This window comes from Microcoleus sp. CAWBG27 (genome assembly GCF_020883145.1).
In the GTDB taxonomy this organism is placed as follows: domain Bacteria; phylum Cyanobacteriota; class Cyanobacteriia; order Cyanobacteriales; family Microcoleaceae; genus Microcoleus.
The window spans coordinates 11815-31786 of sequence record NZ_JAHREU010000051.1 but is presented as its reverse complement, the minus strand read 5'-3'; the positions used below and the strand labels follow the sequence as shown (position 1 = coordinate 31786).

At 46.0% G+C, this 19972-nt stretch carries 20 protein-coding genes and 1 tRNA gene; 16 read left to right on the top strand and 5 right to left on the bottom strand.

The window, feature by feature from the left end; all coding sequences use genetic code 11:
• Positions 1-104 precede the first annotated feature (104 nt).
• From QZ938_RS23585 to QZ938_RS23555, 7 genes are all read left to right on the top strand, one after another.
• Positions 105-464 carry a hypothetical protein gene (locus tag QZ938_RS23585; RefSeq protein ID WP_293151523.1) on the top strand — a complete coding sequence of 120 codons (360 nt, stop codon included), beginning with the start codon at positions 105-107 and terminating at the stop codon, positions 462-464.
• Positions 461-2023: a pentapeptide repeat-containing protein gene (locus QZ938_RS23580; protein ID WP_293151520.1), complete on the top strand. Its 1563-nt coding sequence runs from the start codon at positions 461-463 to the stop codon at positions 2021-2023. Before QZ938_RS23585 ends, QZ938_RS23580 begins: the two co-directional genes overlap by 4 nt.
• Positions 2024-2119: 96 nt before the next feature.
• Complete coding sequence (locus QZ938_RS23575; RefSeq protein WP_293353580.1) at positions 2120-3682, top strand: pentapeptide repeat-containing protein; 1563 nt, start codon at positions 2120-2122, stop codon at positions 3680-3682.
• 79 nt (positions 3683-3761) lie between these two features.
• Entirely contained in the window at positions 3762-5291 is a 1530-nt protein-coding gene (locus tag QZ938_RS23570) for a pentapeptide repeat-containing protein (RefSeq protein ID WP_293353578.1), read from the top strand.
• A gap of 22 nt (positions 5292-5313) precedes the next feature.
• Positions 5314-6843 (top strand): helicase C-terminal domain-containing protein, encoded by a 1530-nt coding sequence (locus tag QZ938_RS23565; protein WP_293151511.1) that lies wholly within the window; start codon positions 5314-5316, stop codon positions 6841-6843.
• A gap of 64 nt (positions 6844-6907) precedes the next feature.
• On the top strand, positions 6908-7120 hold the full coding sequence (locus tag QZ938_RS23560) for a DUF2839 domain-containing protein (protein ID WP_293198299.1): 213 nt from the start codon (positions 6908-6910) through the stop codon (positions 7118-7120).
• Between the two features lie 128 nt (positions 7121-7248).
• Positions 7249-7320 (top strand) — tRNA-Val (locus QZ938_RS23555).
• Between the two features lie 89 nt (positions 7321-7409).
• Here QZ938_RS23555 and QZ938_RS23550 read toward each other — a convergent pair.
• Both QZ938_RS23550 and QZ938_RS23545 read right to left on the bottom strand, forming a co-directional pair.
• Positions 7410-7616: a type II toxin-antitoxin system HicB family antitoxin gene (locus tag QZ938_RS23550; protein ID WP_236506884.1), complete on the bottom strand. Its 207-nt coding sequence runs from the start codon at positions 7614-7616 to the stop codon at positions 7410-7412.
• Complete coding sequence (locus QZ938_RS23545) at positions 7616-7810, bottom strand: type II toxin-antitoxin system HicA family toxin (protein ID WP_293151501.1); 195 nt, start codon at positions 7808-7810, stop codon at positions 7616-7618. The genes QZ938_RS23550 and QZ938_RS23545 overlap by 1 nt, the downstream gene beginning before the upstream one ends.
• Before the next feature lie 427 nt (positions 7811-8237).
• On the opposite strand from QZ938_RS23545, the gene QZ938_RS23540 reads away from it, so the two are divergent.
• From QZ938_RS23540 to QZ938_RS23525, 4 genes are all read left to right on the top strand, one after another.
• Positions 8238-8900 (top strand): restriction endonuclease, encoded by a 663-nt coding sequence (locus tag QZ938_RS23540; protein WP_293353576.1) that lies wholly within the window; start codon positions 8238-8240, stop codon positions 8898-8900.
• Positions 8897-10369 (top strand): class I SAM-dependent methyltransferase, encoded by a 1473-nt coding sequence (locus QZ938_RS23535; protein ID WP_293353574.1) that lies wholly within the window; start codon positions 8897-8899, stop codon positions 10367-10369. The genes QZ938_RS23540 and QZ938_RS23535 overlap by 4 nt, the downstream gene beginning before the upstream one ends.
• Positions 10370-10475: 106 nt before the next feature.
• On the top strand, positions 10476-11420 hold the full coding sequence (locus QZ938_RS23530) for a nucleotidyltransferase domain-containing protein (protein WP_293353572.1): 945 nt from the start codon (positions 10476-10478) through the stop codon (positions 11418-11420).
• Positions 11421-11494: 74 nt separating this feature from the next.
• Positions 11495-12262: a nucleotidyltransferase domain-containing protein gene (locus QZ938_RS23525; RefSeq protein WP_293353570.1), complete on the top strand. Its 768-nt coding sequence runs from the start codon at positions 11495-11497 to the stop codon at positions 12260-12262.
• A gap of 123 nt (positions 12263-12385) precedes the next feature.
• Here the strand turns inward: QZ938_RS23525 and QZ938_RS23520 are convergent, their stop codons facing one another.
• Positions 12386-12754: a hypothetical protein gene (locus QZ938_RS23520; RefSeq protein WP_293353568.1), complete on the bottom strand. Its 369-nt coding sequence runs from the start codon at positions 12752-12754 to the stop codon at positions 12386-12388.
• Here QZ938_RS23520 and QZ938_RS23515 point away from each other — a divergent pair.
• Positions 12744-13034, top strand: a complete 291-nt coding sequence (locus QZ938_RS23515) for a hypothetical protein (protein WP_293151480.1) — start codon at positions 12744-12746, stop codon at positions 13032-13034. The genes QZ938_RS23520 and QZ938_RS23515 overlap by 11 nt on opposite strands.
• Complete coding sequence (locus QZ938_RS23510) at positions 13031-13327, top strand: type II toxin-antitoxin system RelE/ParE family toxin (protein ID WP_293353566.1); 297 nt, start codon at positions 13031-13033, stop codon at positions 13325-13327. The genes QZ938_RS23515 and QZ938_RS23510 overlap by 4 nt, the downstream gene beginning before the upstream one ends.
• A gap of 220 nt (positions 13328-13547) precedes the next feature.
• On the opposite strand, the gene cobJ is transcribed toward QZ938_RS23510, so the two are convergent.
• The gene (gene cobJ, locus QZ938_RS23505) at positions 13548-15320 is read right to left on the bottom strand and encodes a precorrin-3B C(17)-methyltransferase (RefSeq protein WP_293353564.1); all 1773 of its coding nucleotides are present in this window, start codon (positions 15318-15320) and stop codon (positions 13548-13550) included.
• A 217-nt stretch (positions 15321-15537) separates the two neighbouring features.
• The gene (locus QZ938_RS23500) at positions 15538-15744 is read right to left on the bottom strand and encodes a hypothetical protein (RefSeq protein ID WP_293353562.1); all 207 of its coding nucleotides are present in this window, start codon (positions 15742-15744) and stop codon (positions 15538-15540) included.
• Positions 15745-15970: 226 nt separating this feature from the next.
• On the opposite strand from QZ938_RS23500, the gene QZ938_RS23495 reads away from it, so the two are divergent.
• The 3 genes from QZ938_RS23495 (at position 15971) to cobW (ending at position 19645) form a co-directional block, all read left to right on the top strand.
• Positions 15971-17800 (top strand): N-acetylmuramoyl-L-alanine amidase, encoded by a 1830-nt coding sequence (locus QZ938_RS23495; RefSeq protein WP_293353560.1) that lies wholly within the window; start codon positions 15971-15973, stop codon positions 17798-17800.
• Positions 17801-17996: 196 nt separating this feature from the next.
• Positions 17997-18392: an SH3 domain-containing protein gene (locus QZ938_RS23490; RefSeq protein ID WP_293151468.1), complete on the top strand. Its 396-nt coding sequence runs from the start codon at positions 17997-17999 to the stop codon at positions 18390-18392.
• A gap of 218 nt (positions 18393-18610) precedes the next feature.
• A complete protein-coding gene (cobW, locus tag QZ938_RS23485; RefSeq protein WP_293353558.1) occupies positions 18611-19645 on the top strand; it encodes a cobalamin biosynthesis protein CobW in 1035 nt (344 codons plus the stop codon).
• Positions 19646-19972 lie beyond the last annotated feature (327 nt).

The following is a 19972-nucleotide window of genomic DNA, read 5'->3' as shown; positions in this document are numbered from 1 at the left end:
TGACGGCTTGACAAGAAAATTTTCGGATTAAAACCAACTTTCGCCAACAATCAAAACTTTGTCCAAATTCCTTTTCACGGATTGAGAAGCAAGCTGAAAGCGTTGTGCGAGCGCTATGGTTTGGTCGAGAACAGGAAGAATCGCATACCAGCAAGGCTAGCGCATTGGATGAGGACGATTTGCCTGTTTTCAATGCTAACAATCCCGTAACTTACCAGTTTTCTGGCAAGCTAGTTAAACGGGGTTTGTATCGGACTAAGGACGGACATTTGGTTAACCCGGATTGTAATGAGGCTGTAATTACTGGTCGCAAAAGTAAGCAGAATGGTTTTACCGGACTGTCTAGAGGGTGCCAGAACCCAGCCATTAAGAGTCAAAATCTCTTAAGAATCCCCATCCGTTTTACGGCGGGGAGTGTCAATAGCAATAAAATGGGGATATTTCGATACGGTACCGCCCCATGACAGTCGAGGAACTCCTGAAAAAATATGCCGCCGGAGAAAGAAACTTTGTCGGAATCAACCTGACTGAGGCCAACCTCAGCGGCGTCAACTTGAGCGGAGCCAACCTCACAGGTGCGAATCTGAGTGTAGCAAACCTAAGCGGAGCTAACCTCAGCAAAACCAACCTCACCGGTGCCAAACTCAACATCGCCAGACTCAGCGGCGCCCATCTCGGCGGCGCCAACCTCACCGACGCCGACCTCAACGTCGCCTACCTAGTGCGAGTTGACCTCAAAAAAGCCATACTCACAGGAGCTAAACTGATCAGAGCCGAGCTAATTCGGGCCGAACTCAGCGGAGCCAACCTCAGTGAGGCCAATCTCAGCGGCGCCACACTCACCGAAGCAACGCTCCGAGGAGCCAACCTCACTCAAGCCAACCTTCGAGGCGCTCACCTCAGTGGTGCGTGCTTGACAGAAGCCAACCTCGAACAAGCCAACCTGCAAGGCGCCGACCTCAGCCGAGCCGACCTCAGCGGTGCGGACTTGCGAGGTACCGAACTCCGACAAGCCAACCTCACTCAAGCCATACTCAGCGGAGCCGACCTCAGCGGCGTTAATTTGCGCTGGGCCATCCTCAGCGGCTGCAACCTGCGCTGGGCCGACCTCAGCGAAGCCAAATTGAGCGGCGCCGACCTCAGCCGAGCCGACCTCTGCCACGCCAACTTGCTCAATGCCAGTTTAGTTCACGCCGACCTGTCAAACGCCTATCTGATCCGCGCCGACTGGGTGGGAGCCGACTTAACCGGAGCCACCCTAACCGGAGCCAAACTCCACGCAGTTTCGCGGCTCGGCATCAAAACCGAAGGCATGACCTGCAAGTGGGTTGACCTGAGCCCCAACGGCGACCACAGTCAAATTTACTGGTTGAACTCTGGAGGAACCCACGAATTTTTTCACGAAACCTTACCCACAGTTAGGATTGTAATTGACTCGCCCTTAGACCAAGGCGCTCATTTTGCCCTAGCTGCAACTTATTACCAAATTGCCCAACAATACCCGAGTTTAAGTCAGCCACCCACGATAGAAGTCAGCTCCAGGCGCACCGTACTCGCCTTTAAAATGGACAGCGATGATAAATTATTTGCCACGGCCTACGTTGCCATTATTCCTTTTAACGACGGTGCTATAACTCAGAAAAACCTGATAGCTTTGATGAAAATGATTCAATCCCACGATGCAGGCAAACTTAGCGTCAAAGAATCCAAACACGTCCAGTTATGCAGCAAAGCTCTCAACCAAGCTATCAGCAAAGTAGACCAAATCAAAATTTCCAGTTCTTTTCCCAAAATCGGTGAAAGCATCAATTTTTTTCAAATTCCTACACAGATGCTCTTAATCAACTCCCGCGACCAAAGACTCAGCGTATATCACCACCCAGCCTTCGGCAAGCGCCTGATCAAAAAATACGATCCCAGCAACTCCAGCGCAGGCAAGTTAGCTGAGGGCACAAAATTGGGTCAAGCTAATATCGCCAGCATTTTGGATTTTATAAAAGGCTTCCACAATATAGATGTCTAGGCATATTGCATGAAGTTACAAAAAATGCTTATTCTATTTTAAAGGTTGGCATAACAAAGCTTTGTTCTACCTAACACATCAGGGAAAGTCAAAAGCATGGACGCCGAAGAACTCATCGCCAAATATGCAGCAGGAGAAAGAGACTTTACTGCCATCCTGCTTTGCGAAGCCAATCTCAGCAGGATCGATCTGAGTGGGGCTAATTTCAGCGAGGCAATCTTGAGCCTCACCAACCTGAGCGGCACCAATCTGTCAGGGGCCAACATGAGAAAAGCCAAACTCAATGTTGCCAGACTCAGCGCTGCCAACCTCAACAAAACCAACCTCAGCGGCGCTATCCTCAACGTGGCTAACTTGATTCGGGCCGACCTCAGCGAAGCCCAACTCGTCGAAGCTACATTGATCAGAGCCGAGCTGATCCGAGCTGACCTCAGCGGTGCCAACTTGAGCGGTGCCAACTTGAGCGAAGCAGATTTGAGAGAGGCCACCCTGAGAGAAGCCAATCTAGAGCAAGCCGACCTCAGCGGAGCTCACCTGAGAGGCGCTTGTCTGACAGCGGCGAACTTGGAACGGGTTAACTTGCACAGAGCCGACCTCAGCAGGGCAGACTTGCGAGGAGTGAACCTATGCAATGCCGAACTCAGACAAGCTAATCTGTCTCAAGCCAACCTCAGCGGCGCTGACTTGCGAGGCGCTAATCTCCGGTGGGCCGACCTCAGCGGTGCCAACTTGACTGGTGCTGACCTCGATGAAGCGAGATTGAGCGGGGCGAACTTGTACGGGGCAAATTTGAGCAACGTCAACCTGTTGAACGCTACTTTGGTACACGCGGATTTGACTCAAGCCAATTTGACTCACGCTGATTGGGTGGGCGCAGATTTGACGGGGGCGGCCCTGACTGGGGCAAAAATTTACGCGGTGTCGAGGTTTAATCTGAAAGCCGATGATATAACCTGCGATTGGGTGGATATGAGCCCAAACGGCGATCGCAGCCACATTCAGCGCTTTACCCCAGAAGAATCTCAGCGGTTTTTTAATGCTACACCGCCGACAGTACAAATTATTGTCGATCGACCCCTCGACCCCGACGCTAACTTTGTCCTCGCCGCTACCTACCGCCAAATTGCCAGTCAATACTCGGGTTTGAGCAATCCTCCCAGCATAGAAGTTAATTCGCGGCGCACAATCATATCATTTAGAATAGAGCAGGACGAGCAACTCTTTCCCACAGCTTTCGTTGCCATTATTCCCTTTAGCGACGCGGCATTTACTCAAAAAAATCTCATTACTCTGATCAAGATGATTCAACCCCAAAACGGCAATAATCTAGGCGTCAGAGTCTCAAATTTGGTAGTGCAATTGAACGTCGCCATGACCAAAACAATTAGAAAAATAGGGGAAATGAAAATGCAGCCGATTCGCCTCGATCGCGAACCGATGTCGAGTTTTTTTCAATCGCCTACCCAAACCATACTGGCCAACTCCAGCGCCGAAACTTTGATGGTTCACTATCACCCAGACTTTGGCAGAAACTTGACCAATTTGCCGGGAGTCAACAAAACCTCGATGGGGCCGGCAATTAAAGCGCAAAGATTTACAACCCCGCCCCTAAATACGGTGATTGAATTTGTCAAAAGCTTTTATCAGCTTGGTGAGTAAATAATATAAATTTATTTATAATTTTTATATTAATGCCACATAAAAATTAGTCCATCGCCCTTTCAGCTAGGTAAAAACAATGGAAGCAGAAGAACTTCTCAAACGATTTGAACTCGTCAAAAGATACACAGAAGGTGACAGAGATTTCACAGGAATCAACCTGAATGAAGCTAATCTCAGCCGCATCAACCTCAGCCAATCAATTTTAAGGCAGGCTAGCTTATTTGTCACCAACATCAGCGGCGCTAACTTGAGCGAAGCTGACTTGAGCGAAGCTAACCTGAATGTGGCTAGACTCAGCAGCACCAATCTCTCGCGGGCAATCTTAAACGGAGCTAGTCTCAACGTAGCAAACTTAGTCAGAGCCGATTTAACTGGAGCTCAATTAATTGGAGCATCTCTGATTAGAGGAGAATTAGTCCGCTGCGAACTTAGCAAGACTAACTTCAGTAACGCTAACATGACTGAAGCAGACTTAAGAGAGGTAAAACTGACACAAGCGAATCTGTCTGGTGCGAATCTTTCCGGTGCAAATCTTAGAGGTTCTTCAGCAAAAGAAGCTAGCTTTAAAGACGCTAATTTGCACGGCGCCGATTTGATGAAAGCAGAACTTAACGGCGTCAATTTGAGCAATGCCGATCTGAGACAAGCTTCTTTGCAGGAGGTGAATCTCAGCGGTGCTGATTTGAGCGGAGCTAATCTCAAATGGGCGGATTTAAGCGGAGCTAACCTCACTGGTGCCGATCTGAGCGATACTAAATTGAGTGGAGCTAACCTCAGCGGAGCAGATTTAAGAAATGCTAATTTAGCCAATGCGAGTTTGGTTCACGCCGATTTGACAGAAACCAATTTGATTAATGCAGATTGGGTGGGCGCAGATTTGACCGGGGCAACTTTAACTGGGGCAAAAATGTATTTGGTACCCAGATTTGGTATCGTTGCAGATGATATTAATTGCCAGTGGGTTGACATCAGCCCCGCAGGCGATCGCAGTTTGGTGCAACAATTTAATTCGTCGTCTGAAGCGAGAAAGTTTTTAAATCATACGCCGGGGTTGGTGCGAATTGTGGTTGACGCACTTTTAGACCACTCAGCCAACAGAACTTTAGCAACAACCTATAGCGAAATAGCTAAGCATTACGGAGCCATGAGCCGTCCTCCCAATATAGAAGTGGGCTATCGCCGGACAACTCTGACTTTTAGATTTGATAGCGACGAGCATTTATTGCCAGCAGCTTTTTTAGCGATTGTTCCTTTTAAGGATGCCTTAGAAACTCAGAAAAATGTGGTGGCGGTTGGCAAAACTATCGCAAATCAAAATTTAGAAAAAAAACGGATAATACAGTTATCTAAAGCATTGAATGCAGCAATGGCTAATTTAACTGATGTGAAAAGAATGCTGGAAACAACAATAAATGTCTCTCAGGAAACAAACTTTTTTCAGTCACCTACCCAAACTATTTTAATTAGTTCGGGGCAGGAGAGTTTTACAGTGCAGTCTCATCAGGATTTTGGTCGGCGAAGTGGAAATAATCAGGAGAGTAAATTTAGTTTGGCTGTGGGTCAAAAAGTAGTTGATTTTCTGGCAAGTTTTGATTATCTTGATTGATAAATATCAACAGTGAAATCGATTGATTGAGGTAGAAGTCCATAATTCGCTGCTCCGCTTTTTGCGATCGCACTCCGAGCCGCACTGGCCCCACCATTTAACGATGGCGCGACTGGTGGCGCGGGCTTTGCGCTTGGGGCGGAGCGCTCTGATCCAAACTGGGCTGCCGGCATCGGCTTACCGACAGCGATATCGAGTCAGCTATTTGATGCCAATTTTGATGTGGCCGGATCCGGTGATTTTAGTGGCGCCGACACCGCTGCTGGAACATTTGCAGGAGGTGGAAATTCCGCGATTGCAAGAGTGGCTGCAAACTGAAAGGCCGTTAGCGAAGCCCTCGAAGAGGATCGAGATTTATTCCCATAATGCCGCTGGACGGGGGTTGATGCTAGCAGATCCGCAGTCTTGGCTGGCGGCGCGCTTGACGGGAAATTCGGAACTTCACAGCAATATTCCGACAATTATCGACGGTGTGGATGATTTGGAAGTTTGGACGCGGCAGCAATTGACGGTGGGTTTGGCACCGGCCCATTGGAATGATTTAATGGAATCTGAGCCAATGCTGGCGGATGAGATCCGACAAGCGCGAGTGTTGCTAACGCGGGCTGTGTTTCAGCATCCAGCTAAACCAGACGAGTGCTATTTGCTAGAAACCGCAGAGCAAAATATTTTGCAAGGGCTGTTTGAAACGATCGAGCAAAACCCTGGGATTCCGCCTGCTTGGAGCAATTTTTGGCAGCGGTGGAACACCAACGGCAGACTGCGGTGGGCGCAAATTCATCGCTCTGCTGGGTCATTTTCGCTATTCTGCGCGCCGGTGCAGGTGGCTGATGTTTTAAGCAAAATTTGGTCTGCTGTGCCTGTGGTGTTGATTGGTGGGGCGGTGGATGTGGAACAGAAGGCTCCGATCTTCCGGCAAATGATGGGATTGCCTGAGTTGACGAGTGTGAAGTTTTCGCCCGATCGACAAAACGAGTTAATTCAACTGTACATTCCGAACTGGCTGCCGCTGCCGAATACGCCGGAATTTCAGGGTGTTTTAATGGAAGAAATTCGGACTTTGTTGTTGATGAGTGCGTCGGTGGCGGGTTTAACGGTGCTGATTGTGGGGGATGTACCGCTGAAGGCTCGGATGGCGGCGATTTTGGCTTCTGAGTTCGGTTCTCGGGTGCAGGTGGAAAAAACCGAGGTGGGCGAGAATGCGATTTTGGTGACTGGGTGGGAGTTTTGGCGGCAACATCAGGGGGAGTTGAGTGCACCTCACTTGCTGGCGATCGCGACTTTGCCGCTACCTTCTTTAGAAAATCCTTTGGTGACGGCGCGTGTGGCTTTTTATAAGGAGCAGCGGAGGGATTGGTTTCGGTTGTATTTGTTGCCGGCGGCGTTGAATGAGTTGCAGCGGGCGATCGCACCTGTGCGCGAGCGTCAGGGGGTGGTAGCGATTTTTGACAGCAGGGTGATTCACCGCAGTTACGGACAGCAAATTTTAGCGGCGCTGAGTCCGTTTGCGAGGATTGATTATTTGGATACGACTTGGTTGACGCAGGCTTGAGATGACCTGTTGGCGTATAATTTGGTTGTTATCGAATTGAAATCTAATTTAGCAGACAAAGATTATGGGCGAATCTAAGCGTCGTAAAGAGTCGATCGGCGATGGATACGGTAAAGAAGAGCGTATCTATCCCTGGCTACCAATTACGAAAACTCAAAGCGAAGATTTTCTGAAGTGGACATCTCGCGGAAGCTGGGCAGGGATTAGTCTGTTGGTGGCTTGGTGGATTGTGGTGCGGTTTGTTGGCCCTGCGGCGGGTTGGTGGGTGGTTGATTGATGGTGAGGTGCGATCGACAATTGGGCGATCGCACATTGTGTCGAATTTTCACTCCGAAACTAGCGGCTGAATTTTTTGGGAAATTTTAGTTGCTAATGGGGAGTCAGTATGTTATGATGTCTATCTGCGGGCAATTAGCACAGTGGTAGCGCACTTCCTTCACACGGAAGGGGTCACAGGTTCAAATCCTGTATTGCCCATAAAAAACTTTATCCTATCGGTCTTATTTCTGAGTTCATGCAGGCGGACTTAGTTTGACTCTTGCGCGGTTTCAACCACCGTCAGATTCTTAAGCTTCAACATATTCGCAAATAGAAACAGGTTCGGGAATCGGAAAAGCATCCTCTTGCAGTCCTTCAATATGAAATGCGATCGCCTCTTTAATTAAATTTCTCACCTCTTCTAAACTTTCAGCCACAGCTACACATCCGGGTAAATCAGGAACATACGCACCGTAGCTAGTTTCACCTTTTTCAATTACAACAGCATAACGCATTAATCTTCCTCCCCTAGTTGAGATTGCCGCAAAACACTTTTAAGCGTACCAATTGGCATATCAACGCCTAAATTACCTGACACAGTTACAGTTCCAGCCTTTTCTGGGTGTTTGAATTGACGGTGACTGCCCCTTGTTCTAGCTAGATACCAACCATCATCTTCTAACATTTTAATAACTTCTCTAACTTTCATTTTTCATCGATCGATAAAACTAATCAACTCCCGCACTTTTATTCCGATAATATACTCTAACTTCACCAACCTCTCAATTGTAACCTGGGGCGGCTGATAAAAAACCTGATTCTGCATAAATTCGGGAACTTGGGAGTTATACTAAACATGATATAACTTCAATACTTCGGACATTTTTAGATCTAATCGAGTATCTCAAACCCTTGATGGCTATAGGGATGAGTATTTTTTCAATGTTTGAGTCTAGCCCTGACTTTCAAAAAAACATTAAAAATGCCAGGGCTTACGCTGTAACGCTTACAGAGTCGTTGAAAAACTGTCCGAAGTATTGATAACTTAGGACACTGATAAATAGAGATCGAACCGCACCCTAACTTACCAACGTTCATTGAAAGTATATGTTCACAAATTCTGCAAGGCTCGCTATATGACAAGTCTGACCGTAGAAATTCTTTGTTCTGAGGCCGCAATATTCTCAGCCGCCGAGTCTCAACACCCGGAACCTTTGCTTTATGGCATCACAGACGGAAAGGCTGTTGGAACATATTTGGAGCAAAAGTTCAGACTCTATCTCAAGCAGCAATATGAATTTATAGATGGCAATTCAGCAAGTGGCATCGATTTCCCAGGGATATTGGTTGACGTGAAAGTAACAAGCGTTAGGCAACCGCAGTCGTCATGTCCTTTCAAATCTGCAAGGCAAAAGATTTTTGGGCTGGGATATTCACTGATTATATTTGTTTATGAAAAGACAGACAACAGTACGCTCCGAACTGCAACGCTGAATATTTTGCATACAATTTACGTGAGTGCTGAAAGAACAGCAGATTTTCAAATGACTCGTGGAATTCGCAATATTTTAGACAACGAAGGCAATAAAGATGATTTGCTGGCTTTCATGTTTGACAAAAATCTACCTGTTGACGAAATTGAAGCAGGTAACATTGCAGACGAAATACTGAGAAACCCACCATTGCAAGGGTTTTTGACTATTTCTAATGCGTTGCAATGGCGACTTCAGTATGGAAGAGTCATTGAGCGCGCTGGACAACAGGAAGGCGTTATCGCAGTTTATAAATCTAACCGATGAGTTCCAACGATCGCAAAACAAAACTAGAATACGGCGATTTTCAGACACCGCCGGCATTAGCCGAGATGGTGTGTCGAAAATTAGTAGAACTTAATGTCAATCCAAACACCATAATTGAACCCACCTGCGGTGTCGGTAATTTTATTCAAGCTGCTGCACGTTCATTTCCATCCGCAGCCAAGATTATCGGAGTTGACATAAATCAAAATTACTTAACAGAAATTAGACTTAATAACCAATTATTTCAGGATGAGAGATGTGATATTTTCCACGGAGATTTCTTTCAATTCGATTGGGAATCCTTAGTTAGCCACTGCACCGATAGACTGCTCATACTTGGCAACTTTCCTTGGGTGACAAACTCGAAACAAGGAACTATTCACAGCGAAAATTTACCTAAAAAAAACAACTTTCAAAATCACAAAGGCTTAGATGCTCTCACAGGTAAGAGTAACTTCGATATCTCAGAATGGATGCTGATTCAGGCGGTGCAATGGCTGCAAAAACGCGATGCCGATTTGGCGATGCTTTGCAAGACTTCGACAGCCAGAAAGTTATTGAATTACCTTCATTCTCAAAAACTGCATCTCGCTCACTGTGCAACTTACACAATAGATGCTAAAAAATATTTTGATGCAAATGTTGATGCTTGTTTGTTATTCTGCAAATTTGATGCTCATTCACGAAACTACTTCTGTGATGTATTTAGCAGTTTGGAAAGTTCAAACTGTCACCGAATTGGATATCACAACAATCTGCTGGTTAAGGATATAGATGCTTTCAGTAAATTGAGAGATCTATATGCGGTGGATTCAGGGACAAAATGGCGATCGGGTGTAAAGCACGACTGTTCTAGTGTAATGGAATTTCGGAAAATTGATAATTATTTTGTAAATACGTTGGGAGAAGTTGCCGATATTGAGGAAACTTATCTGTTTCCAATGATCAAAGGATCTGGTGTTGCTCAAAATCGAATTAATGCTACCGATCGCTATATGCTGATTACTCAAAAAACAATCGGGGAATCAACGAAAAATATCAAAGATATAGCTCCTAAAACCTGGAGATATCTGGAGCAAAGCGGGCAATATCTAGATAATAGAAAAAGCAAAATTTATCAAAACAGTCCTCGATTTGCTATTTTTGGAGTAGGTGATTATACTTTCAAACCTTGGAAGATTGCGATTGGCGGGCTTTATAAAAAATTGGAGTTCAGGTTAATTAATGAAATAGCTAATAAACCTGTGGTTTTTGATGACACTGTTTACTTTCTCGGTTTTGACGACGAGGGAGTTGCACGTCAAACTTTTGAGATTCTGAATTCATCGGCTGCTATTAACTTTTATTCGTCGATTGTATTTTGGGATGAAAAGCGTCCGATCAAATCCAGTGTCTTAAATTGTCTTAATCTAGAGCTGCTGAATCGCAAATCTAATGTAGTATCTGGAGGTAAATTGAAGAGTTATTGAGCGTGCTGGACAACAGGAAGGCGCGATCGCCCAAAACCCCCTTTCCTTTATACTACATCTATGCTACACTAAAATTGTAACTCGTGCCCCCGCCGGAGGTTCCCTGATGGCCAATGCCAATATTCCCCAAAATTTCAACCTAATCGTCCCCGCCGGAACCCAAATTGTCACCAAAATTGAGGTCAAAAACCCCGGCGGCGACCAATCTTGGAAACAAGGCGCAGTAGGTGTGATTGTCAAATCGCCTACGGACAATTCCCACGCATATTTAGTCAAACTCCCAGACGGAACAGAAGTTAGTCTGCGGCGACACGAATTCAGCATTCGCAAACAGTTTCAAAGCGAAGGATTGGATTCTGGAGGAGATTTTCTCGCAGAATATAACCTCTATGATTCTGTAATTTACCGCTGCATTGTTGGTTCTAGAGCTTACGGTTTGGATAACGAGCAATCTGATACAGATAGACGCGGAATTTATCAGCCGCAGGCAATTCTTCATTGGTCGCTTTATGGCATTCCAGAACAATTGGAAAACAAGGAAAATCAGGAATGCTATTGGGAACTGCAAAAGTTTCTGATTTTGGCGCTAAAAGCTAATCCAAATGTACTCGAATGTTTGTACACGCCTTTGGTAGAAACGGTTTCTCCGGTAGCGGCAGAATTGCTGGAAATTCGCGAAATCTTTCTATCGCAATTGGTTTATCAAACTTACAATAGTTACGTTTTGTCGCAATTTAAAAAAATGGAGCAAGACCTCCGCAATACTGGGGAAATTCGCTGGAAACACGCGATGCACTTGATTCGCTTGCTGTTGTCAGGAATTACGGTACTTAAGGAGGGTTTTGTGCCGGTGCGGGTGCAGGATTATCGATCGCAATTGCTATCAATCCGCAACCAAGAAATTCCCTGGGATGAGGTGAATCGCTGGCGGTTGAGCTTGCACGCAGAGTTCGATCGCGCTTTTGGATCAACTTCCTTACCAGAACGCCCTAATTACGAGAAAGCCAATCAATTTTTAATTGTAGCACGCCGAAGTGCGATCGGTTCGTAGTGCGGACTTCAGTCCGCAACAATTGAGCGGACTGAAGTCCGCACTACGAACCATTTTTAGAGAAGGTAAAATTTATGGAATATATTTCCAATTTAGCCAAAATCATCTCCGATCGACCTTATCCGCTGCTGTTTGCGACTGTCAGCGGATCGCACTTATACGGCTTTCCTTCCGCAGATTCTGACTTCGATTTGCGGGGAGTTCATATTTTGCCGTTACCCGAAGTAGTCGGATTGATTACAGGACAAGAAACCATCGAAGTTTCTGAGGTGCGGGAAAATTTGGAACTGGATTTAGTCACTCACGATATCAAGAAGTTTTTTGATTTGCTGTTGCGGCGCAACGGCTATGTACTGGAACAACTTTACTCGCCACTAATCGTTTACACAACTCCCGAACATGAGGAATTAAAAGCCATTGCTTCTAACTGCATTACGAAGCATCACAGCCACCACTATCTCGGTTTTGCTCAAAATCAATGGAAATTGTTCGAGAAAGAACGGCCGCGCCGGGTAAAACCGCTGCTGTATGTTTTTCGGGTGTTGCTGACAGGGATTCATTTAATGCAAACGGGGGAGGTAGAGGCGAATTTGGTGAAGCTTAATGATAAATTTCAGTTGTCGTACATTCCCGATTTGATTGCGAGAAAGTTGGGCGGGGCGGAAAAATCGGTGCTGGAAGATGCGGATATCGAGTTTTATCGACAAGAGTGCGATCGACTGATTAAACTATTGGAAGATGCAAGCAGTACAAGTCATTTGCCGTCAAATTCTGATGCAAAGGTTGCTCTTAATGAACTATTGATTAAAGTGAGGATGGCATCTATAGCAGTTGACAGTTGACAGTTGACAGTTGACAATTACATAGTAATAGACATCTTGCAAATTATTATGCTGGTTTCAGAAGGTACGTAGTTGCGATGAAAGCGCTCTTTTTGGGATATCGGAAAAAGCGCTAAAGCGCAACTACATACCTAAATCAGGCTGCGGATAAACCAAAATCTCTAATTTCTCTTGAAGATTTGATAAAGTGCCAAAGCCGGCGATATAACCGTTGACTCTTGCTGCGACGGTAGAGTTGATAAATTGAGTTCGATCGCACGTTCGATCGAATTCTTTCATCAATTCCACTTGGGTGCATATCAATGAATGCAAATATATTCGTAGGGGTATCGCATTTCGGCAGTAAATCTCTGGTTCTGGTTCATAAATTATATGCCGAAATGCTTCACCCTTGCCTTGCGCCAGATACACCCGATCGCTTTTTTGATAAAATGAGATAAAGTAAAAGTATTGTCCAAGCCTTGCACCATCAGAGGTAACAATGCAAATCACCTTGAGTTCAGATCAAACCCAAGTCCTTGAAGCTTTAGTAAAGCACGGTCAATATTCCTCCCTTGAAGAAGCAATTAACACAGCCTTGCTGTTATTAATCGACGACCTTAATTTATCCGATAGCAGCAACAACCCAAACTATTTAGCTTGGGTTGAAGAAACTCGGAAGAAAATCGATATAGCACGAGAACAGGCCGGGCGTGGTGAGTTGCTCAATGCAGATGATGTATTAGCTCAACTTAGAGATAAGGTGAAAAAAGCTAGAGAAGTAATAGTATGAATCGCTTGCTAATTACAATCGAAGCTAGTCGAGATTTATCTGAAATTTCTGATTATTTTTTGGCGCAAAGTGTAGATGCGGGCGATCGATTTGTAGAAACGTTTGGTAAAAAATGTCAGTATCTAGCGGAGTATCCATATTTGGGGCGTTCCTACGCACAATTTGCTCCCAATTTACGCGGTATACCGTTGATGGGATATATAATTTTTTACCAAATAGTTGGTGATGGTATTGAGATTTTGCGAGTTATTAGCGGTTATCGTAACTTGCAGGATGTTTTCAATACAGATTGAGTAAAAATAATGCGATCGCTTTCAACTGCTCGTTGAAGTAGGTAGACAGCGTAGGGTGCGTCGCCACCGACAATTCTCGCTACTACCAACTATTACCCTGCGACGCACCCTACAACTGGTAATTTAGGGTTCATTGGTGGCGGGTTTTATGGAGAAGATTTTTTTACCGCAGAGGGCGCAGAGGGCGCAGAGAAGGAGAAGAGAGAGAAATCATTTAAACTCAATTTTTGTATCTGCGCGGTGTGTAAACCCAAATATCTCCAAACTTCCGAGGAATAATCCGAGTTTGGCTGGAACCGATAATTACTAAAGTTCTCATATCCGCATCTTCCGGCTGGAATTCGCCAAGAGTACAAACGCGCACGGATTCTCCGGGCCTCCCGAGGTTTCGCCCCAATACAACTGGGGTTTTAGCATCGCGAGTTTCTAACAAAATCTCGATCGCCCTTCCCAATTGCCAAATCCGCTGTTTTGAGATTGGATTGTAGAATGCCATAACTAAATCAGCCTTTGCAGCCGCCGAAATCCGCTGTTCTATGACCTCCCAAGGCTTGAGAATGTCGGAAAGCGAAATCGCACAAAAATCGTGTCCGAGGGGTGCTCCGATCGCAGCAGCGGCCGCCTGCATGGCAGAAATGCCCGGTGCTACCCGAATGTCGATGCCTTCCCATTCGGGTTTAGCGTCAATGTCGATCGCCTCAAACACCGCCGCCGCCATCGCAAAAATCCCCGGATCTCCCGACGAAACGACGGCGACGGATTGGCCGGATGCTGCTAAATCTAATGCAAAACGCGCGCGATCGATCTCTTCGCGGTTGTCGGAATCGTGTCTGTTTTGTCCTTCCCGCAGAGTTCCGGCTAAGTCGAGATAGAACTTGTAACCCACCCAATCCGTGGCTTCCCGCAGAATTTCCTTGACTTCCGGGGACATCCAAGCTGCGCCTCCGGGGCCCGTACCGACGATCGCCAGTTTGCCGCGGCTGATGCCGATCGCACTTGGATCGATCGGTTCGGTAGCAAGTGCGATCGCACAACTAAAGGCGTTTGTGCGATCGTATGCGATTAATTGACTGTTTGCACCTGCTGCTGTCAGGCTAATTTGGGCAGCGGTGACATCAAAACTGGAATTATATTGTATTAATTTAACTGTGTCGAATTCCACAAGTTCGGGAAGATTCAAAAAACGGACTGGCACTTTGAAAACTTGGCTAATCGCTTCTAAAACCGGATTTCCCATATCATGTTTTAAGGCAAAAAAACCAGCAACTGAGGCTGCTGCTAAATCTGCATTTTCTAAGACTTGCTGCACGTAGGAAATTGCTATTTCCGGCTCAACATAGGATAGATTTGTAAGTGCAAATGCTGCAATTTGCGGGTGATAAACTAAACAGTCGGCTGTCGGTACAATCGCTTTTTCGGTGACGCGGATGGTTAATTGGGCTGCGGGGGCCATCGGCAAATTACTCTCGGAAAGCCAGTTAGCAGCTCCTTCTAGCTGTACTTTCGCCCCGGCGAGCAAATTTGAAATAAAAGTCTTCGCATCCTCTGGATTCGCCAAATAATAGCCTTGGGGAGGACTCAGCAGGGCGGTGCGAAAGCGGATATCTCCCGTCGTGGTGATGGCGGGTTGTACGCCGAGGGCTGCTGCAATTTCTCTGGCTAAGTCGTTGACTCCGTGCAAACCTCCTAGCAGCGGTACTACGGCGCTTCCGTCTTCGGCGACTGCTAAGACTGGGGGTTCGGCGCGTTTGTCTGATAGCAGCGGGGCGAGGGTGCGGATGATGATTCCGGCGGCGCAGATGGCGATGATTGGGGTTTCTGTGGCGAATAGTTCTCGCAAGGTTTCGCCGAAGTTGCTAAAGTTGATATCTGTGTCGGATGTGCGATCGACTAAACCGTAAATCTGGGAACCTGGGAAGACTGTGGAGATTGTTTTGGCGATGGCTAGGCTGTTTTGACCTAGGATAATTATTGCGGGCGGAAGTCGATTCACGGTTTTATATATGGCTGTGTTTGGATTGGTTTGATTATTTTAATCTGTTGTTACTGAAATAAAACATATTTGACGAACCGCGAAGGCGCGTTAGGCGAAGCCGCGCGTAAGCGCTAGGGCGCGAAGGATGAGTAAGAAAAGAAGGAAGATATAGAATAACTCGATCTTTTTTCTTATCTATCAGTGGCACAGGCATCTTGCCTGTGAATTTCTGAGATTAGTTGATTTTACCAACTTTGCCTTTAATATCCAGTTTATTCTTCTGTAAATTATTTAATTTGCGATCGTAAGTTGCGGCAGTTATGGAAGTTGTATGAGTTAACTGATGAGAAAATTGAAAGGGTAGTTGTGTAGTTTCTTGATTGATGTTTCTCAGGTGCGATCGCCAATTGGCACTACAAACCTGATAAACTGGGGCCTGCATAGTAAATAGGACTTATATCATGTCCGGTCAATTAACCAAAATAAGTAAGGTTCGTAGTGCGGACTTCAGTCCGCTTTTTCGCTGCGGACTAAAGTCCGCACTACGAACCTTTTTTGCGATCGTCATCGACTAGACATGATATTATACTTAACCCTCATCAACCGGGTTTCTCAGCCTAAGTTCGAGTATAAATAACCCACAGACTCTCAATTAGTTGCGATTTAGAATGAGAAAATTTTTAGCGTTAGTTGTGTTTGGGATGATACTTGCCCTCTCTTCTGTAGCTGTGGCCGCTCAACCTTTGTTCGTCGCTTATCCTCCAGCTAACCACAAAACGATCGCCGATCGCATTTTTCTGATCGGTACAGCCCCGCCCACCGGACAAGTATCGGTAAATGGCCAACAAATTGCGCGTAGCGCAGCCGGCCATTTCGCCCCGACTTTTCCCCTGCAAATCGGCGAAAATGTCTTTAGCTTGCGTTACGAAAATCAGCAAGTTCAAATCAAGGTGACGCGCGAGTCGAATCAGCCACAAGTCCCCGCAGGCTTGGCTTTTGCGAAAGATTCCCTGACGCCGAAAGTCGATGCAGCCAGTTTGCCAGGGGAATATATCTGCTTTGGCGCGATCGCTCCGGCGAATGCTCGAGTTGCGGTAAAATTGGCTGGCGTTGATATTCCTCTCAAAGCGCGATCGCAAGTCGAACTCCCCGACAACAAATCTGTCTTGTTAGGCGAAAACTCCCCCATCAAAAAAGGCAGTAGCGAACAGTATCAAGGTTGCGCTATTACCCCCCCCACCCCCCCCTTAGTAAGGGGGGGCAATGAATCTAATTCCCCCTCTGCTAAGGTAGAAAAAAATGATTTAGGAGTACCAATATTTTATCTAACAATGAACGAGCAAATTATCACTCAACCAGGTACTGGCAAGATTTCTATCCTATCTCCAGCCGATTTAGAAGTAGCAGAAGTCACAGCAGATCCGGGTGTTGCTAGAACCGGGGCGAGTACGGATTTCTCTCGGATGACACCGCTACCCAAGGGAACGCGGGCAACAGTTATCGGGCGCGAGGGAGAATGGATTCGGCTCGATTACGGCGCTTGGATTAAAGCATCCGAGGTGCGAATTGTCAAGGATGCAGTGCCTGCGCGATCGATTGTTCGCAGCGCCAGATCCCGTCAAGTTTCCGGCTGGACAGAGGTCTTATTTCCTTTAGAAATACCAGTCCCAGTCACGGTACAAGAAGGTGAACGCACGTTCACTTTAACCCTGTACAATACCACCGCTCAAACTGACATTATTCGCCTCGACGATGACCCGGTAATTTCGCGTTTGGCATGGCAACAAATCTCGCCGCTGCAAGTACAATACACTTTCAATCTCAAATCTGCCCAGCAGTGGGGATATAAATTGAGATACGAAGGCACTACTTTAGTGCTGTCTTTAAAACACCCGCCAGCGAATACAAGCGCGGTGCCAATTTCTGAGGCAAAACCGCTGTCAGGAATTAAGATTCTGATCGATCCGGGACACGGTGGCCCGCAGGATTCAGGGGGTGTCGGCCCCACCGGCTACCGCGAGAAAACAGTGGCTTTAATTGTGTCGAAACTGGTGCGGGAGGAATTGGTAAATCGGGGCGCAAATGTGGTAATGACGCGGGTGGAAGATGTCGATTTGGATTTGCCACCGAGAGTGGAAATGATTCAAAAAGAAGAACCTGCGATTGCAATTTCAATTCATTACAATGCTTTGCCGGATAACGGCGACGCGATTAATACTAAAGGTGTCGGCGCTTTCTGGTTTCAGCCACAAGCCCACAGTTTGGGAATGTTTTTGCACAATTATTTAGTTGCAAAACTGAACCGTCCGAGCTATGGTGTATTCTGGAACAATCTAGCGATGACTCGTCCTGCCGTTGCTCCATCTGTTTTAATGGAATTGGGATTTATGATCAATCCCGAAGAGTTTGAATGGATTGTGAATCCGACAGAACAGAAGAAGTTAGCTTCTGCCATTGCCCAAGGTATTACCGAATGGTTTGCTTCGTCCAACAGTTGACAGTTGACAGTTGACAGTTGACAGTTTGAGAGAAACCTCTACCTAGAAGGAAAAGGATTGGAGTAATTAATAGTCTGATTTTAATTACTCCCTCAAAGGGTTCCAGCTTGCAACCAATTATTTCTGGTAAAATAACAGTTCGCAGTACAGTTCGTAGTAAGGACTTCAGTCCTTCCCACCCAAGGAGATTAAATAAATGTTGAGTTTTAGTCAATCAAAAGCCTTTTTCATTGCAGCCGCCTTTGCAAGTTTTAGTTTTTCGCTTTACAGCTTTCCAGTTTTCGGTAAAGAGCAAAGTCTTTCGCCGGAAAAAGTAGAAGCTTTAAAAAAGCAAACTCAATGCTCGTTTATTACAGGTGAAGGCGGCCCGGTTAATATTCGCAAAGGCCCCGGCAATAAGTACCCGGTTGTAGCTAAACTCAAAAGAGGAGACGGAGTTCGGGCTGTTAGCAGACAAGGTAATTGGGTGAAAATTGCCGCCAGAACTTCTGGGAATGCTCCTAATGAAACTTTTACAATCCTTGACGGTTGGGTGAACAATCAATTTATTAATGGCTGTTCCGAAGACCAATTTGATAGATGGCGGAAATAGAGTCAATACTCTAAGGTACGTAGTTGCGCTTGGGCGCTCTAGATCAAAGAGCGCCCAAGCGCAACTACGTACCTTTATTCAATAAACCTGGTGCAAAATAATTTTATTATATAATAAAAAGGTTTGCTAAGAGTTGATTGAATGCTAACTCCTAACTTATTTTCACTCTTGTCTTTCTATAAAGTGTCATACTCTAAACACTCAATTGGTAATTAATAATGCACAAGATTCCTGTTACAGTAATCACTGGTTTTCTCGGTAGCGGCAAAACCACCCTAATTCGCCATTTATTGCAAAACAATCAAGGCCGCCGCATTGCTGTTTTAGTTAACGAATTTGGCGAAATCGGAATTGATGGAGAACTGCTGCGCGATTGCCAAGTTTGCGATGAAGAAGAAACTGTAACCAGCAATATTGTCGAATTAACTAATGGTTGTCTTTGCTGTACCGTGCAAGAGGAATTCTTGCCGACTATGCAGGAATTGTTGAAGCGCAAAGACCAAATTGATTGTATCTTAATCGAGACTTCCGGCTTGGCACTTCCTAAGCCTTTGATTCAAGCTTTTCGCTGGCCGGAAATTCGCACGGGCGCTACAGTTGACGGTGTGGTTGCGGTTGTTGATTGCGAGGCTGTTGCTAGCGGTACTTTTGTCGGCGATATCGATGCTTTGATGGCGCAGCGAGAGGCTGATTCTAGTTTGGATCACGAAACGCCGATCGAGGAATTGTTTGAAGATCAGTTGGCCTGTGCCGATATGGTACTGTTGACGAAGGTCGATCGCGTAAGTGGAGAAACTCACCAGAAAGTCCAAACCTGGTTGCAGCAAGAGTTACGCCCGAGTGTGAAAATTGTTCCCTGCAAGGCTGGCGAAATAAACCCCGATGTGCTGTTGGGATTTAATGCCGCGGTTGAGGATGATTTGGAGTCCCGCCCGAGTCACCACGACACCGAGGAGGAACACGAGCACGATGATGATATTAACTCGACTTTCTTTATTGCCGATCGCGAATTTGAACCAGAAGCCTTGGTGAAAAAGCTGCAATCGCTGATGCAGCAGGAAGAAATTTATCGGATTAAGGGGTTTGTGGCGGTTCCCAAGAAACCGATGCGGATGGTATTGCAAGGTGTGGGCGATCGCATAGAATATTTTTACGATCGCCCTTGGCAACCTTCCGAACTCCGTCAAACCAAACTGGTGCTGATTGGCAAAGAGTTGGAGCGCGATCGAATTGCAGCTATAATTGGCAGTTAATTCTCTTGAGTCATCGGTCATACCTATAAAGGTTCGTAGTCAGGACTTTAGTCCTTCTTCTATGGATGCGGACTAAAGTCCTCACTACGAACCTACAATCTGTCAAGGTTCGTAGTCAGGACTTTAGTCCTTCTTCTATGGATGCGGACTAAAGTCCTCACTACGAACCTACAATCTGTCAAGGTTCGTAGTCAGGACTTTAGTCCTTCTTCTATGGATGCGGACTAAAGTCCTCACTACGAACCTACAATCTGTCAAGGTTCGTAGTCAGGACTTTAGTCCTTCTTCTATGGATGCGGACTAAAGTCCTCACTACGAACCTACAAT